Annotated in this window: 13 protein-coding genes; 10 read left to right on the forward strand and 3 right to left on the reverse strand. The window is 72.6% G+C overall.

What is annotated here, in order from left to right; all coding sequences use genetic code 11:
- Positions 1-112: 112 nt before the first annotated feature.
- From G3I71_RS43920 to G3I71_RS43930, 3 genes are all read right to left on the reverse strand, one after another.
- A complete protein-coding gene (locus tag G3I71_RS43920; protein WP_164324309.1) occupies positions 113-1,381 on the reverse strand; it encodes a cation:proton antiporter in 1,269 nt (422 codons plus the stop codon).
- Complete coding sequence (locus G3I71_RS43925; protein WP_164324311.1) at positions 1,368-2,027, reverse strand: flavin reductase family protein; 660 nt, start codon at positions 2,025-2,027, stop codon at positions 1,368-1,370. The genes G3I71_RS43920 and G3I71_RS43925 overlap by 14 nt, the downstream gene beginning before the upstream one ends.
- A gap of 117 nt (positions 2,028-2,144) precedes the next feature.
- The gene (locus G3I71_RS43930; RefSeq protein ID WP_164324313.1) at positions 2,145-3,761 is read right to left on the reverse strand and encodes a tryptophan halogenase family protein; all 1,617 of its coding nucleotides are present in this window, start codon (positions 3,759-3,761) and stop codon (positions 2,145-2,147) included.
- A 286-nt stretch (positions 3,762-4,047) separates the two neighbouring features.
- On the opposite strand from G3I71_RS43930, the gene sbnA reads away from it, so the two are divergent.
- From sbnA to G3I71_RS43980, 10 genes are all read left to right on the forward strand, one after another.
- Positions 4,048-5,094, forward strand: a complete 1,047-nt coding sequence (gene sbnA / locus G3I71_RS43935) for a 2,3-diaminopropionate biosynthesis protein SbnA (RefSeq protein WP_164324333.1) — start codon at positions 4,048-4,050, stop codon at positions 5,092-5,094.
- Between the two features lie 81 nt (positions 5,095-5,175).
- The gene (locus G3I71_RS43940; protein ID WP_164324315.1) at positions 5,176-5,439 is read left to right on the forward strand and encodes an acyl carrier protein; all 264 of its coding nucleotides are present in this window, start codon (positions 5,176-5,178) and stop codon (positions 5,437-5,439) included.
- Positions 5,436-6,692, forward strand: a complete 1,257-nt coding sequence (locus G3I71_RS43945) for a beta-ketoacyl-[acyl-carrier-protein] synthase family protein (protein WP_164324317.1) — start codon at positions 5,436-5,438, stop codon at positions 6,690-6,692. Before G3I71_RS43940 ends, G3I71_RS43945 begins: the two co-directional genes overlap by 4 nt.
- Before the next feature lie 37 nt (positions 6,693-6,729).
- On the forward strand, positions 6,730-7,824 hold the full coding sequence (locus tag G3I71_RS43950; RefSeq protein ID WP_164324319.1) for a beta-ketoacyl synthase N-terminal-like domain-containing protein: 1,095 nt from the start codon (positions 6,730-6,732) through the stop codon (positions 7,822-7,824).
- A 46-nt stretch (positions 7,825-7,870) separates the two neighbouring features.
- A complete protein-coding gene (fabG, locus tag G3I71_RS43955) occupies positions 7,871-8,614 on the forward strand; it encodes a 3-oxoacyl-ACP reductase FabG (RefSeq protein WP_164324321.1) in 744 nt (247 codons plus the stop codon).
- A gap of 28 nt (positions 8,615-8,642) precedes the next feature.
- Positions 8,643-9,362 carry a 2-hydroxychromene-2-carboxylate isomerase gene (locus G3I71_RS43960; RefSeq protein WP_164324323.1) on the forward strand — a complete coding sequence of 240 codons (720 nt, stop codon included), beginning with the start codon at positions 8,643-8,645 and terminating at the stop codon, positions 9,360-9,362.
- Complete coding sequence (locus tag G3I71_RS43965; RefSeq protein ID WP_164324325.1) at positions 9,359-10,813, forward strand: condensation domain-containing protein; 1,455 nt, start codon at positions 9,359-9,361, stop codon at positions 10,811-10,813. The genes G3I71_RS43960 and G3I71_RS43965 overlap by 4 nt, the downstream gene beginning before the upstream one ends.
- Positions 10,810-12,081, forward strand: a complete 1,272-nt coding sequence (locus tag G3I71_RS43970; protein WP_164324327.1) for an FAD-dependent monooxygenase — start codon at positions 10,810-10,812, stop codon at positions 12,079-12,081. The genes G3I71_RS43965 and G3I71_RS43970 overlap by 4 nt, the downstream gene beginning before the upstream one ends.
- A 168-nt stretch (positions 12,082-12,249) precedes the next feature.
- Positions 12,250-12,471 (forward strand): MbtH family NRPS accessory protein, encoded by a 222-nt coding sequence (locus G3I71_RS43975; RefSeq protein WP_164324329.1) that lies wholly within the window; start codon positions 12,250-12,252, stop codon positions 12,469-12,471.
- Between the two features lie 32 nt (positions 12,472-12,503).
- Positions 12,504-15,838 (forward strand): non-ribosomal peptide synthetase (locus tag G3I71_RS43980; protein WP_164324331.1); only part of this gene is annotated, 3,335 nt, incomplete at its 3' end.

Below are 15,838 nucleotides of genomic sequence, written 5' to 3' on the forward strand. Positions count from 1 at the left end.
TCCGGACCGGCGTGCGGTGGGGGCCGTGGCGCGCGTCCGGGTGGACCCGCACCGGTCCGGGCCGGAGTGGCCGGGGCGGCCTGTCGGGCGGACCCGCCTGCGGCGGGCCGCGTCACGCGGCGGTGACCGGCTGGGGGACGGGGACGGACGGTTCCGGGGCCGGTGTACGGCGGAACCAGGTGAGGGCGGGGGAGGTCATGGCCGTGGTGATCAGGGCCATCAGGACCAGGATGGTGAACAGGTCAGGGCCGATGACGCCCAGTTCCAGGCCGACGTTGAGGACGACAAGCTCGGTCAGGCCGCGGCAGTTCATCAGCGCGCCGACCGACATCGCGTCCCGCCAGGACTGGCCCGACAGCCGTGCCGCCGCCGTACTGCCGCCGAACTTGCCGAGCATGGCCACCGCCAGGACGGCGCCGGCCCACAGCCACTGGGTGGCGTCACCGGTGAGCAGCGAGACGTCGGTGCGCAAGCCGGTGCTGACGAAGAACAGCGGCAGCAGCACCGGGACGGTGAACGCCCGCAGCCGGGCGGCGGACAGTTCGACCGCCCGGGAACCGCGGGGCATGACCACGCCGAAGAAGAACGCGCCGAACAGGGCGTGGATGCCGATGCCGTCCGTGACGAAGGCCGACACGCACAGGCCGGCGAAGACGAACACCAGGACCGAGCTCTCCGCGGCCCTGCCGGTCTGCCGGGCCAGTCGGGCCAGCACCGGCCGGACCAGGCACATCATGCAGGCCACGAAGACCAGCGACCAGGCAGCGGTGACGGCCGCCTGCTCCGCCGAGCCGCTGGTGCTGACCGCCGCGACCAGCGCCAGCAGGCACCACGCGCTGACGTCGTCCACAGCCGCGCAGGCCATCGCCAGCGACCCGAGGGGAGTGGTGTAGAGGCCGCGGTCGGTGAGGATCCGGGCCAGCACCGGGAAGGCGGTGATGCTCATCGATACGGCGACGAACAGGACGAACGGCAGCCGGCCCACCCCGGCCGGAGCGAACGGGCCGTACATCCCGAGCGCCAGCAGCGCGCCCAGCAGCAGAGGCAGCGCGATACCGACGTAGGAGACGGCGACCGCTGTACGGCTGTGGCCGCGCAGGGCCGACAGGTCCAGCTCCAGGCCGACCAGGAACATGAAGGCGAGCAGGCCGAGATTGCCCAGCACCAGCAGGTGGGGGAGGATCTCCGCCGGGAACAGCCAGTGCTGGGCGGCGGGGGAGATCCAGCCGAGCAGCGACGGGCCGAGCAGGATGCCGAGGGTGATCTCGCCGATGACCGGGGGCTGCCCGATCCGGCGGAAGAGCAGCGCGCCGATACGGCACACGGCGATCACCACGGGTACGGCGACGAGCAGGCCGGGCAGCGGGTCAGGAGCCGACACGGGCTTCTCCTTCCAGGGGTGAGGACACGGTGAGCGCGGGTGCGGGCAGGGCGGGGGCCGGCGCGGGCCGTGCCTCCGGCGCAGGGGCCGACGCGGCCGCCGACCAGCGGGCGTACCGGCGTCTGCCGTAGAGCAGCGGTGATCTGCCGTCGGTGTGGGTGACACGGGTGACCCGGCCGAAGACGGCCGTGTGGTCGCCGACCTCCACGGCGTGCACCACCGTGCAGTCCGCGACGGCGAGCGCGGCCTCCGTCAGGTGCGGCCCCGCGGCACCCAGCGGGAGCCGCCACTCGGCGTGCGCGAACCGGTCGGTGCTGCCGGAGGCGAACAGGTCGGAGACGGTCCGCGCCTCCTCGTGCAGCAGGTTCAGAGCGAAGTGCCCGCTGTCCAGGGCTGCGCGGAGGGTCGGGCCGGCGGTGCGCAGGCAGACCACCAGGGTCGCCGGGTCCAGGGCCACGCTCGCCAGCGAGCTGCACGTCATCCCGCGCGGGGCGGAGTCGGCGCCGAGCGCGGTCACCACGCTGACCCCGGAGGGGAAGGACGCCATCAGGGAACGTATGCCGGTGGAGTCGGGCGCGGCGGCCGGCGCCGCCGAAGGGGTCGAAGTGGTCGAGAGGGTGGTTGTCGTCTCAGCTGTACCAGTCATGCGGTCGGCTCCTGTCGGAAGCAGGATCGGGCGGAATCGGGACGGTGCGGGTCCGGCCCGGCGGGCTGTGTTGGCTCAGCGCCGCCGGGCCGATCCGTGGTCGAGGGCGGTCGGGGGCTACTTTCCGTGCAGGCTGCGCAGGTAGTCGTAGGCGCTCGGCAGCGTGTCCAGCAGGTGCTGCTGCTCCTGCTTGACCTTGTCGAACAGCGGCTGGGCGCCCGCGACGGACTCCGGCTTGTGGGCGAGCGCGGGCAGCGGCGTGTCCGGCTCCAGGCCGAGGCCGGCGAAGATGCAGTAATAGCTGCCGTTGGTCCAGAAGTTGCGGAACTCCGCCTCGAAGTTCCCGTAGTAAGTGGACTCGTCGGCGATCGGGGAATTGACCGGGAGGCCCGCCTTGTACTCCTCGATCTTCCGCTGGATGTTCTCCGGCAGCTTCAGCTCCTTCTGGGCCTGCCAGAACGGCGAGTCGTTGCGCGGCGCGTAGTAGAAATGCGCCTGGATGAAGTCACGGGTGTCGTCGAACATCACCTCGATCTCCTGGTTGAAGCTGTTCACCAGGGCGGGGTTGAAGGTGCGGTCGGGGAAGTGCTTGGCGAGCTGGTAGATCGCGGCGGTGATGAAGTAGATGCCGGTCGACTCCAGCGGCTCCAGGAAGCACGAGGAAAGGCCTATGCTCACCACGTTGTTGACCCAGGCGCGGCGGTTGCGGCCGACCCGGAAACGGACGTGGTTGAACTTCGTCTCCGCGGGGTCGAGCCCCCACAGTTCACAGAACTCCGCGGTCGCCTCGTCCTGCGAGGTGAATCTGCTGGAATAGACGTAACCGGACCCGAAACGGCCCAGCATCGGAATCTTCCAGGCCCAGCCGGAGGACATCGCGATGGCCGAGGTGTACGGCTCGACCCCGTTCGCCTCGTCGTCGTGCGGCACGGCGGTGGCCACCGCGCTGTCGCACATCAGGTGGTCGCTCATGTCGACGAACGGCTCGCCCAGCGCCTTGTTGATCAGCAGCCCGCGGAAGCCCGAGCAGTCGACGAACAGGTCGGCGTCGAGCACCCGGCCGGACTTGGTGTGCAGGGCCGTGACATAGCCGCGCCCGTCCTGCTCGACGCGCACCATCTCGTCCTGGATGTGCTCCACGCCCTGCTTGTCGGTGGCGAAGCGGCGCAGGAAGTCGGCGACCAGGGCGGCGTCGAAGTGCCAGGCGTACCGGGTGGACTCGGTGCCGTCGAGCCACTTCGGTGACTTCTTCGCGTCCATCACCGGTGGCTCGCGGAAGCAGGCGTAGTCGAACGGCTCGTCGGTGCGGCCCTCGTGCCTGTTCTTGTACCAGTAGTGGGACAGCGGGGTGTTGTCGTGGTCGGGCAGGATGCCGAACGGGTGGTAGAAGTGGTCCGGCCGGCCGCTGTCCAGCGTGCGCGCCCCGGGCTCGCCGCGGCCCGGGGTGCGCCAGTTGACGAAGCGCACGGCCATCTTGAAGCTGGCGTTGCACTCGCGCATCCACTCCTCCTCGGATATGCCGAGGTAGTCGAAGAGCACGCGGTGCAGATTCGGCACGGTGGCCTCGCCCACGCCGATCCGGGGAATGGCCGGGGCCTCCAGTACCTGGATGTCGACGGTGCCCTGGAGCGCCTTGCCGAGGTAGGCGGCGGTCATCCAGCCGGCCGTGCCACCGCCGAGGATGACTACTTTGCGGATGCGGGAGTCGGTGTCGGTCGTACCGATGTCGGTCATAGGGGAGCTCATTTCTCCGGTCGGGTGCGTCTGTGCGCCTTTGTGTGCAGCGACTTTTCATGCTGTCGAGTACGTTTACACGCCAGAATCGGCTGGCCCGCTATGCGGCATCTATAGGTGTCCGGAATTGCCGCTTGAGCAGGTTCGTATGGGTGAGGTATAGGCGGCTCGACGATTCTTGGTTGGCATCGAAAACCGCCCCGCAACTCCCAGCAGAGGATGGCTGCATCAGATGCCGTACGAAGACGGGAATGCCGTTGCCCAGGGACCGGGCGGACTTCCCGGTATGCCACCTGCCGAACTCCGGGGAATCCTGTCCGTGGTGGGAAAAACTCCGCTCATAGAGCTGGAGCGGCTCGCACCCGACATACCGGTACGGCTGTTCGCCAAGGCCGAGCGGTTCAATCCCGGCGGCAGTGTCAAGGACCGGTCGGCGCTCTCGATGGTGCTGCCCCGGATCCGCTCCGGGGAGCTCGTGCCCGGTCGTTCCACGGTGATCGAGTCCAGTTCCGGGAACCTCGCGGTCGGACTCGCCCAGATCTGTGCGTACTTCGGACTGCGTTTCATCTGCGTGGTCGACGCGCGCACCACCCAGCAGAACCTCGCGATCCTGCGGGCCTACGGCGCCCGGGTCGAGGTCGTCACCGACCCGGACCCGGTCACCGGGGAGCTGCTGCCCATGCGGCTGCGCAGGGTGGCCGAACTGCTGGCCTCGACACCCGACTCGTACTGGCCCGACCAGTACGCCAACCCGCTCAACCGGCAGGCGCACCTGACCACGATGCGCGAGATCGCCGAGGCGCTGGACGGCAAGGTCGACCACCTGATCCTGGCGGCCGGCACCGGCGGCACGCTGGGCGGTTGCGCCGAGTACATCAGGCAGAGCGGTCTGACGACGACCGTGCACGCGGTGGACGCCGTCGGCAGCGTGCTGTTCGGCCGGACCACCGGCTGCACCCGGCTGGTGCCGGGCCACGGCGCGTCGATCCGGCCCAAACTGCTGCGGCCCTCGGACGCCGATCACGTCGTCCATGTCACCGACCTGGACTGTGTGGTGGGCTGCCGCCGGCTCGTACGGCGAGAGGCGATCCTCGCGGGCGGCTCCTCGGGAGCCGTGGTCTCCGCGCTGGACCGCATCGCACCGGGCCTCGAACCCGGCTCCAACGTCGTGCTGATCCTGCCCGACGGCGGAGACCGCTACCTCGACACGATCTACGACGACACCTGGGTGAGCCGGCACTTCGGCGAGGTCGCCGAGCTGTCGCAGGACAGTGGTCTGCCACCCCAACTCGCCGCAGATTTAGGGGAGTTGGCGAATATAGGGCACCGATAGCGGGCCCCGCCACCATGGACACATCCCCGAACACCACCACCCGAGGCCCGCGCGGCCGACACCGATGCACGGAGGTATCCGATGACCACTCAGCTCCCCGCCCTGGACGACGGGCAGAAGACGGAGATCAAGGAGATCGTCTGCGACATCCTCGAGCTCGAGCTCGACGAGGTCACCGACGTCAGCCTGTTCAAGGAGGAGCACGACGCCGACTCGCTGCGCACCATCGAGATCCTCTCCTCCCTGGAGCGGACCTTCGGCATCACCCTGACGCAGTCCGAGCTCAGCCGCATGGTCAACCTCGCCGGCGTCTACGCCGTGGTCGCCGAGGCGCAGGCCAAGTGAGCGGGGACGCGACGCCGGGCCGCGGCGGGCGCGGCGCCCGGCACCGGGTGGTCGTCACCGGCCTCGGCGTGGTGACGAGCATCGGCACCGGTGTCGACGCCTTCGCCGCCGGCCTGCGGGCCGGCCGCAGCGGCGTGAAACCGATCAGCGCCTTCGACACCACCGGCTTCGCGTACTCCAACGCCTGCGAGATCACCGACTTCGACCCGTCGGCCTGGCTGGCCACCACGTCCCCGGACGACCTGGGCCGGGCCGCGCAGTTCGCGGTCGCCGCGAGCCGGATGGCGGTCGCCGACGCGGGCCTGACCGCACAGCAGGTGCGCGACGTGCGCTCGCTGGTCTCGGTCGGCACCACCGACGGTGAGTCCCGCGACCTGGACCACCTCACCGCGCTCCAGGTCGCCGGGGGCGAGGACACCCTCGACGAGGTGGCGGCCCGCCGGGTGTGGCCCGGCCGGCTGTCGGCCGGCATCGTCCGCGAACTCGGCCTGGAGGACGTGGAGACCGTCACGGTGCCCACCGCCTGCGCGGCCGGCAACTACGCGGTCGGCTACGGCTATGACGCGATCAGCTCCGGAGACGTCGAGATGGCGCTGTGCGGCGGCGCGGACGCACTGTGCCGCAAGACCTTCACCGGCTTCTACCGGCTCGGCACCATCGCACCCGACGTGTGCCGCCCCTTCGACGCCGACCGGCAGGGCATCCTGACCGGCGAGGGCTCCGGCATCCTGCTGATGGAGTCGCTGGAGTCCGCGCTCGCCCGCGGCGCCCGGATCTACGCCGAGGTGCTCGGCTACGGCCTGTCCTGCGACGCCAGCCACCCGGTGGCCCCGGACCGGGACTCCATCGCCCGCTGCATCACCGCGGCACACCGCAACGCCGGCATCGAGGCCGCGGACGTCGACTTCATCTCCGCGCACGGCACCGGCACCAGGGCCAACGACGTGACCGAGGTCGGCGCGATCCGGCAGGTGTTCGGCGACACCCTGCCGCGCACGGTCTCCATCAAGTCGATGATCGGCCACACCATGGGCGCCGCCAGCGCCCTCGCCTCCGCGGCCTGCGCGCTGGCGCTGCGGGACGGCTTCATCCCCCCGACGATCAACCACCGTTCGACCGACCCCGAGTGCGCGGTCGACTGCGTGCCCAACGAGGCGGTCGAGGCGGAGCTGAGGGTCGTTCAGAACAACGGGCTCGCCTTCGGCGGCAACAACGCCGTCCTGGTGCTCGGCAAGTGGGAGCAGGCGGCGTGAGAGCCGGCGGCCGCAACCTTGAGAGGAGTTGACGAGCATGGCGCTCCAGGCGAACGCAGCCGCGCCCCGGCTGGCGATATCCGGCTGGGCCGTGTCCTCGCCGTACGGACTGGGCAGGAACGGCTTCACCGAGGGCCTCAGGTCCGGGCGGCGGGCGGTCGCGCCGGTGGACGCGGACACCTGGCCGGTTCCCTACCCGGAGGCCGGGCTGATCCCCGGCTTCGACATCAGGGCCGTCCTCGGCCGCAAGGGCACCCGTTCCATGGACCGGGTCACCGGCATCGCGGCCACCACGGTCGGCATGCTCCTCGACGAGTACGGTGCCGGACTCGCCGCCGACCCGGAGCGCACCGGCCTGGTGCTCGGCACCTCCGGCAGCGTCCAGTCGATCATGGACTTCACCCGGGACGCGCTCACCGGCGCCAAGCCCTACCTCGTCGACCCGGCGCGCTTCCCCAACACCGTCATGAACTGCCCCGCCGGCACCAGTGCCATCCGGCACACCCTCAAGGGCCCCAACGTCACCGTCTCCGGCGGCGCCGCCACCGCCCTGCTCGCCCTCCAGTACGCCTCCCGGCTGTTGCGCGGCGGACACGGCACGGCGCTGCTGGCCGGCGCGGCCGAGGAGTTCTCCGTACAGCGGGCCCGGCTGGAACGGGTCGCCGACCACGGCGGCGCCGAACCGCAGCCGCTCGGCGAGGGCGCCGCGCTCTTCCTCCTGGAGGAGGCCTCGGCCGCCCGAGAGGGAGGCCGGCCCGTGCTCGCCTCGGTCCTCGGCTCCCGTTTCCGCGCCTTCCAGGACACGGGACGGGCCGGAGCGGCGCTGGAACGCTGCGTCGCCGACGTCCTGGCCGACGCGGACGCCGCCCCCGGCGACGTCGAACTGATCGTGCCCGGCAACCCGCCCGGCCTGCTCGGCAAGCAGGAGGAGTCCGCCCTCGACGGGCTGACCGGCAACCGGATCCCGGTGCGCTCCCTGGTCGGCGACGCCGGCGCGGCCTCCGCCGCCTTCCAGCTCGCCGCCGCGCTCGCCGAGGCGGAGAGCGACCCGAGCCTGGTGGACCGGCTCGCCCTGATCACCGCGGCCGACCGCGACGGCACCGTCGGCGCGCTGCTGCTGCGGCTGGCCTGAGGCACCCGCGACACCCGTTGCGTCACCGAGGAGAAAGGCACGTCACATGTCCGACACACCGAGGCCGGTTGCCCTGGTCACCGGCGGTTCGCGCGGGATCGGGCGGGCTGTCGTGGAGACCCTGGCCCGCGACGGCCATGACGTCGCACTGTGCTACCAGTCGAACGAGGAGGCGGCCGCACTCGCCGCCAAGTCGGCCGCCGCACACGGCGCCCGCACCCTGGCCCGCCGCGTCGACGTGACGGACCGGGCCGCGGTGGCCGCGTTCGCGGCCGAGACCGAGGAGCTGCTCGGACCGGTGGACGTGGTGGTCACCGCAGCCGGGATCGTCCGCGACAGCCACCTGGCGATGATGGCCGACGAGGACTGGGACGCCGTGGTGCGCACCAACCTCGACGGCACCTACAACGTCGTCCGCACGCTCGCCTTCTCCATGCTCAAGCGCCGCCGCGGCACTGTCGTCACGCTCTCCTCGGTCGCCGCGGCGGGCCACGCCACGCAGACCAACTACTCCGCGTCCAAGGCCGGGATCATCGGCTTCACCGCGGCCTTCGCCAAGGAGGCAGGACGCTCCGGCATCCGCGCCAACGCCGTCGCCCCGGGGTTCATCAGCACCGACATGACCGGCGGCCTCTCCGAGAAGCACGCCAAGGAGATGACCCGCCGCATCCCGCTGGGCCGCTTCGGCGAACCCCAGGAGGTCGCGGAACTGGTGTCCTTCCTGGCCGGCGACCGCGCCGCCTACATCACCGGACAGGTCTTCGCCGTCGACGGCGGACTGGTCGTCTGACAACCCCACCCGCCCAAAGGAGTCAGCCATGCCACGCGCCGCCCGGCCGCCGCGGTTCTACTTCAACCTGCGCAGCCCCTACAGCTTCTTCGCGCTGCGCGAGCTGCGCGAGAACCACCCCGGCCTGCTCGACCGGCTGGAGTGGCGGCCCTTCTGGGAGCCCGACGAGACCAGTCGGAAGCTGCTGGCCGAGGCGGGCGCCGAGTTCCCCTATGTCCCGATGTCCCGGGCCAAGCAGTTCTACATACTGCGGGACGTGCGCCGGCTCGCCGCGGCCCGCGGGCTCACCGTGACCTGGCCGGTGGACGCCGACCCGTGGTGGGAGCCCGCACACCTGACATGGTTCCTCGCCGAGCGCCGGGGCCTGGGCCAGGCGTGGGTGGAGCGGGCGGGCAGGGCCCGCTGGCTGGAGGGCCGCGACCTGTGCGATCCGGCCACCGTGCGCGAACTGGCCGTCTCCATCGGCCTGGACGCCGGAGAGGTCGGCGCCGTCACCGACGACCCGGAGATCCGGGCGCAGGGCGCCAAGGCCCTGGTGGACGTGGACCGCGACGGAGTGTTCGGGGTGCCGTACTTCATCCACGGCGCGGAGCCCTTCTGGGGCCTGGACCGGGTCGCCGACTTCGTGGCGACCTTCCCCGAGCACGCCCCGGCGCCCGCCGCGGAGAACCCCGAGCCCGCCGAGCCCGGCCTCGCCCTCGTCGGCGGCCCGGCCTCCGACCTGAGCCACGCGGGAGGCTGCGGATGAGCACCGCCGTGCCCGCCCTGCCGCTGACCTCGATCCAGGAGGCGATGTGGACCGCGTACCGCATCGCCCCGGACAGCGCCGCCTACAACATCGTGATGCCGCTGCGGCTGAGCGGCCGGGTCGACCCCGTCGCCATGGACGCCGCCGTCACCACGGTCGGCGAACGCCAGGAACTCCTGCGCTCCGTCTTCGCCGAACACGGCGGACGCCCGGTCCGTACGGCCTCCGACGCACCCGTCGTACGGCTGGAACTGCGGGACCTCGACGGAATCGACGAGGACGGGCTGCTGCGCGCCGCCGAGGAGGCCGGGGCCCGGCCGTTCCGGCTGGAGTCGGGGACCTTCCGGGTGGTGCTGCTGCGCCGCGCCGACGACGACTGGGCGCTGGTCACCTCCGCCCACCACATCGTCAGCGACTTCACCTCCCGCTGGCTGCTGGTCCGTGACGTCCTCGACGCCTACGCGGCCCACGCCGCCGGCACCGCGCCCGGCTGGCGTCCGCTGAAGGGCTCGTACACCGAGCACGCGGCGGCGGAGCTGGCCCACACCGCCTCCGAGGCCGGTCTGCGGGCCGCTGTCGCCTGGCGGGAGTCGGTCGCCGGATCGGCCCCGGCCGAACTGCCGCTGGACCGGCCGCGCCCCCGGGTGCGCTCGCTGCGCGGCGATACGGTCGTACGGCGGCTCGACCCCGAGGCCGCCGACGGGATCGGCGCGGCGGCGGGCGCGGCGGGCGTGACACCCTTCGCGTACCTGCTCGCCGTGTTCCAGTCGCTGACCCACCGCTGGACCGGGCAGGACGACTTCCTGCTCGGGGTGCCGGCCTCCAGCCGCTCCGGCCGCGGTCAGCGGGACGTGATCGGCTGCTTCCTCAACACCATCCCGGTGCGAGCCGAGTTCGGGACCGGCACCACCTTCCGGGACGCCGCCGCGCAGGCCGGTGAGCGGATCATGCGGGGCATGCTGGGCGTGCGTTACCCGTGCGGCCTGGCCTTCCCGCAGGCCACCCTGTTCCGCGCCGCGCTGTTCCTGGTCCACATGGACCGCATGGAACCGCCGGTGCCCAACGTGCCGCCGGGCCGGGCGGTCGGCCGTGCGATCCCGTACGCCGGTCTCGGCATCGCCCTGATCGACGTACCGCAGCAGGAGGGCCAGCTGGACCTGCTGCTGCGTATCGAGCAGACCCCCGAGGGCGTGACCGCGGTCTTCTCCTACGACACCGACGTCCTGGACCGGACGACCGTCGAGCGGTTCGCGGACGGCTACGAGCGGATGCTCACAGCCGCCGTACGGGACCCGGACGCCCGGATCACGGATGTCGAACTGGCCGCCGAAGCCGACCTGGACGCCGTGCTCGCCCTCGGCTCCGGCGAGACCGGCGCCTTCGACGACTTCAACTCCTTCGACGACTTGAACTCCTTCGACTCCTTCGAGAAGGCATGGGACCACCGATGACCACCACCACGATCGCGGTGATCGGCGCGGGCATCGGCGGACTCACCGCCGCTGCCGCCCTGCACCGCCGCGGCATCGATGTCCACGTCTACGAGCGGGGCGACACCCTGCGCGAACAGGGCGTCGGCATGCACCTCGGCCCCAACGGCACCCGGCTGCTGACCCGTATGGGCCTGGCCGGACAGCTCGCCCGGAAGGCGGTGCGGCCCGAGGCGCTGGAGGTCCGCGCCTTCCACGACGGCTCCACGGTGGCGCGGCAGGAGATGGGCGTCGCCTGGGAGGAGCGGTTCGGGGCCCCCTACCTGACAGTGCACCGCGGCGACCTGCACCGGATGCTCGCCTCGCTACTGCCCCCCGAGCGGGTGCACACCGGGCGTGAGCTGACCGGCTACGAGGAGGGCGCCAAGGGCGTCACGCTCCGGTTCGCGGGCGGCACGGTCACCCGGGCCTCCGCGCTGATCGGCGCGGACGGCGTGCACTCCCTGGTCCGCCGTCGGCTGGCCGGGTCCGAGCGGCCCGTGTACTCCGGCAACTGCGCGCTGCGGGGTCTGGTGGACGCGGCCGTGCTGCCGGACCTCGACCCCGCGCTGATGTACATGTTCGTGGGCCCCGCCGGGCGCGTACTGCTCTACCCGGTCCGCGGCGGACGGCAGTTCACCTACGTCGCCGTCACCCCGGCGCCCGAGGGGCTCGACGAGTCCTGGACGAGCGCGGCCGGGCCCGCCGACCTCGACGCGACGCTGGCCGGATGGGCGCCGCAGGTGCGGGCCCTCGTCGGCGCGGCGCGGGAGGTGCGCCGCTGGGCGCTGTACGACCGGGCGCCGCTGGAGCGGTGGAGCACCGCCCGCACCACACTGCTCGGCGACGCGGCCCACCCGATGCTCCCGCACCACGGACAGGGAGCCAACCAGGCCATCGAGGACGGAGTGGCACTCGCGATCTGCCTCAAGGAGGAGGCATCGGGAGCCGCGGGCATCGCCGCCGCGCTCCGCCGCTATGAAGCGACCCGCCGGCCGCACACGACCCGTGTGCAGCTGGGTTCACGGGACGGACAGCCCACCACAGAGAAAAGGAACCCCTCTATGAACAACAACCTCAACAACCGCAACAACAACAACCTCAACAACAACCGCAACAACAACAACGCGAACAACAACGGCAACGTCAACAACCAGGCCGCCAACGTGGCGTGGATCCTCGCGAACGACGTCGAGGCCAACCTGAACAACAACAACGTCAACAACAACCTGAACAGCAACGCCGCCTGATCGCTCGTCAGCGACGAGTCCAGGACAACCACGAGCCCCCGGTGCCCCTCGGCGCCGGGGGCTCGTGGTTGTCCACGGCGTCCTCGGCGGGCGTATAGGCGGCCGATAAACCCCCGATAGCGCTGCGTTCGACCATGGGCACACCTCACCGCGCAGAAGGGACACCCCATGACTGAACACATGAGCGACGAAAACGTGTACCGCGTCGTGCTCAACGACGAGGAGCAGTACTCGATCTGGTGGGCCGACCGCGCCCTGCCCGCCGGCTGGCACGCCGAGGGCACCGAGGGCAGCCGCGCGGAGTGCCTGGAGCGCATCAGCACCCTGTGGACCGACCTGCGCCCGCTGAGCCTGCGCCGCCGCATGGCCGAGGCCGGCGCCGGCAGCTGATCCGCACCGCTGATCCCGATGGAGGAGAGATCGTGAACGAGCCTGCGAAGTCGGGACGCGTCCCCGGCCATCTACTGATACTCCCGCTGTTCCGTGCCCAGGCCGCCCGCACCCCGGCCGCACCCGCCGTCGTCCGCGCCGACGGCACCACCGTCACCTATGCCGAACTGGACGCGCTCGCCGGCCGGTTCGCGGCCGGGCTGCGGTCGGCCGGGGTGCGTCCCGGCGACTTCGTCGGGGTGTGCCTGCGCCGTGGCCCGGAGCTGGTCGCCGCGTTCCTCGGCGTCTGGCTCGCGGGCGCCGCGTATGTGCCGCTGGACCCGCGGCACCCGGCGGCCCGCCTGGCGGCGGTCCTCGCGGACACCGGGGACCCGGTCGTCCTCGCCGAGCGGGCCACCGCGGACAGCCTGCCCGGCACCGTCCGCACGCTGACCGTCGAGGGGATCCAGGGCGCCCCGGGCGTCCAGGGCACCGAGAGCGCCGAGGGCGAACTGCATCACGAGGGAGTGCAGTTCGCGGCCGACGCCGACCAGCCCGCCTACGTCCTGCACACCTCCGGCTCCACCGGCCGCCCCAAGGGCGTGCTCGTGCCGCACGGCGGGATCGCCAACCGGGTGCGCTGGCTGGCGCACCGGCACCGGGTCGGCGCGGGCGACCGGATGCTGCTGAAGACGACCGTCGGCTTCGACGCCGCCGGCCTCGAACTGTTCTCCCCGCTGATCGCGGGCGGCACCGTGGTGCTCGCCCCCGAGGGCGCCGAGCGCGACCCGGCCGCCCTGCTGCGGGCCGTCACCGACGGCGGCGTGACGATCCTGCAGGGCGTACCGTCCGTCTACCGCCGCCTCGTCGAGGAGCCCGGCTGGGAACGCGCCGGCGCCCTGCGCCTGCTCTTCAGCGCCGGAGAGCCGCTCCACGCCGAGCTGTGCCGTGCCCTGCACGACCGGGTGCCCGAGGCGGAGATCTGGAACACCTACGGGCCCACCGAGGCGTCCGTCGACATCACCGAGCACCGCTGGGACCCGGCGCAGGACACCGGCGCCGTGCCGATCGGGCGGCCCATCGGCAACATGCGCGTCCTCATCCTGGACCAGGCCGGGCGCCCGGTGCCCGTCGGCGTCCCCGGCGAACTGCACGCGGGCGGAGTCGGTCTCGCCCTCGGTTACCTCGGCCGCCCCGACCACAGCGCCGAGCGCTTCGTGCCCGACCCGCACCGGCCGGGCGCCCGCCTCTACCGCACCGGCGACCGGGCGCGCTGGCGGACCGACGGCGTCCTGGAGTATCTGGGCCGCCTGGACCACCAGGTCAAGGTCAACGGCGTCCGGATCGAGCCCGGCGAGGTCGAGGCCGCGCTCGCCGCCCACCCATGGGTGCGGGCCGCCGTCGCCGCCGCCGTGCCCGACGGCCGCGGAGGACACCGGCTGGTCGCCTGGGTGCAGTCGCGCGGCGAGCCGATCGGCCCGCAGGAGCTGCGCGCCTTCCTGCGCCGCTCGCTGCCGGATCCGCTGGTGCCGACCGCCTACGTGCCGGTCACCGAGTTCCCGCTCACCCCCAACGGCAAGATCGACCGGTCCGCGCTGCCCGACCCGGCAGACGCCGCCGCCGAGACCGCGCACATCCCGGTCCGTACCCCCGCCGAGCGGGTCGTCGCCGAGGAGTGGGCGCGGCTGACCGGCACCCCGGCCGCCGAGATCGGCGCCACCCACGACTTCTTCCAGCTCGGCGGGTCCTCGCTGATGCTCAACCAGCTCGCGGCCGGCCTGTCCCGGGCCGCCGGACGGCACCTCCCGGCGACCGCGCTGCTGACCGCCACCACCGTGGAGCAGCAGGCCGCGCTGCTCACCGCCGGCCGGGCGGCGGACGACACCGCCGGAACCGCGGAGCAGCGGTCCGTGACCCCGGTCGCCCGCGACCCGCACGGCCTGCCGCTCTCGCCCGGCCAGCAGAGCATGTGGCTGCTGGACCGGCTGCGCCCCGGCAGCGCCGAGTGGAACGCGCCGGTCTTCCTCAGCCTGCCCGCCGAGTACGACGACACGGTCGTGCGCCGGGCGCTCAGCGCGCTCGCCGCCCGCCACGAGATCCTGCGTACCCGCTACCTGCTGCGCGGCACCGAGCCGGTGCAACTCGCCGACCTGCCGGCCGAGTGGGACGTCCGCTTCGCCCGCGCCGACACCGCGGACGAGCTGAACGCTCTGGTGGAGGCCGACTTCGCCGTCCCCTTCGACCTGGCGCGGGGGCCGGTGCGCAGGGCCCTCGCGGTGCGCGGCCGGGGCACGCTGACGCTGCTGCTGAGCATCCACCACATCGCCTGCGACGGCTGGACCTCCGTCGTCCTGGAGCGCGACCTCAAGGCGCTCGCCGAGGCCGTGCACACCGGCACCGACGCGCACCTGCCCGCCCTGCCCGTCCAGTACGCCGACCACGCCGCCCACCGGCGCGCCCGGCTGACCGACACCTTCCTCACGGCCGAACTCGCGCACTGGAAGGACACCCTGGACGGCATCGCCCCGGTCGACCTGCCCGCCGACCGGCCCCGCCCGGCCACCCGGGACGCGGCCGGCGCCGCGCACACCTTCACCGTGCCGGCCCCGCTCGCCGAGCGGGCCGCCGCGCTCGGCCGCAGCTGCGGGGCCACCTTGCAGCAGACCCTGCTGACCGCGTTCGCCGCGCTGGTGGCCCGGTTCAGCGGTAGCTGGGACATCCCTGTCGGGGTGCCGGTCGCCGGACGGCACGGCGACGAGGTCGCCGAGGTGGCGGGCTACTTCCTCAACACGCTGGTGCTGCGCTGCGACGCGCCTGCCGGCACACCGTTCCGGGAGGCGCTGGTCCGGGTCCGCGACACCGCCCGCACGGCCTTCGCCCACCAGGAGCTGCCGTTCGACCGGCTGGTGGCGGAGCTGGTCGACACCCGCGACCCGGCCCGCACCCCGCTCTACCAGGTGATGTTCGACGTCCACGAGGAGGGCCGCACCGGCACCGCGGTCGACGCCGGTGACGTGGCCGCTTTCCGCAGGGCCTGGCGCACCGCCCGCACCGACCTGACCTTCGTGCTCCAGCGCCGCCCCGACGGCTCGCTGCTCGGTCTCGCCGAGTACGCCACCGCCCTGTTCGACGCGGCCACCGTCGAGCGGCTGGCCGACTGCTGGATCCGGCTGCTGGAGTCGGTCACCGCCGACCCGGACCGCCGGCTGGCCGACGTCGACCTGCTGCCGCCGCCGCTCCGCGCCGAGTTGCTCGGCCGCGGCTCCGGCCGGCCGGAGCCCGGCGCGGTCACCGGACCCGAGCGGACCGTCGACGCGGCGATCGCCGCGGCGGCCCGGCGCGCACCGCAGGACACCGCGGTGGTGTGCGGCGGCGAGAGCTGGACGTA

This window comes from Streptomyces sp. SID12501, assembly GCF_010550245.1.
Taxonomy (GTDB): Bacteria; Actinomycetota; Actinomycetes; order Streptomycetales; family Streptomycetaceae; genus Streptomyces.

What these genes read in the sequence shown, in the direction of transcription:
- G3I71_RS43925 (WP_164324311.1), bottom strand. Translation starts at nt 2,027, where the DNA reads ATGACTGGTACAGCTGAGACGACAACCACCCTCTCGACCACTTCGACC.
- G3I71_RS43930 (WP_164324313.1), bottom strand. Translation starts at nt 3,761, where the DNA reads ATGACCGACATCGGTACGACCGACACCGACTCCCGCATCCGCAAAGTA.
- sbnA (WP_164324333.1), top strand. Translation starts at nt 4,048, where the DNA reads ATGCCACCTGCCGAACTCCGGGGAATCCTGTCCGTGGTGGGAAAAACT.
- G3I71_RS43940 (WP_164324315.1), top strand. Translation starts at nt 5,176, where the DNA reads ATGACCACTCAGCTCCCCGCCCTGGACGACGGGCAGAAGACGGAGATC.
- G3I71_RS43950 (WP_164324319.1), top strand. Translation starts at nt 6,730, where the DNA reads ATGGCGCTCCAGGCGAACGCAGCCGCGCCCCGGCTGGCGATATCCGGC.
- fabG (WP_164324321.1), top strand. Translation starts at nt 7,871, where the DNA reads ATGTCCGACACACCGAGGCCGGTTGCCCTGGTCACCGGCGGTTCGCGC.
- G3I71_RS43960 (WP_164324323.1), top strand. Translation starts at nt 8,643, where the DNA reads ATGCCACGCGCCGCCCGGCCGCCGCGGTTCTACTTCAACCTGCGCAGC.
- G3I71_RS43965 (WP_164324325.1), top strand. Translation starts at nt 9,359, where the DNA reads ATGAGCACCGCCGTGCCCGCCCTGCCGCTGACCTCGATCCAGGAGGCG.
- G3I71_RS43970 (WP_164324327.1), top strand. Translation starts at nt 10,810, where the DNA reads ATGACCACCACCACGATCGCGGTGATCGGCGCGGGCATCGGCGGACTC.
- G3I71_RS43975 (WP_164324329.1), top strand. Translation starts at nt 12,250, where the DNA reads ATGACTGAACACATGAGCGACGAAAACGTGTACCGCGTCGTGCTCAAC.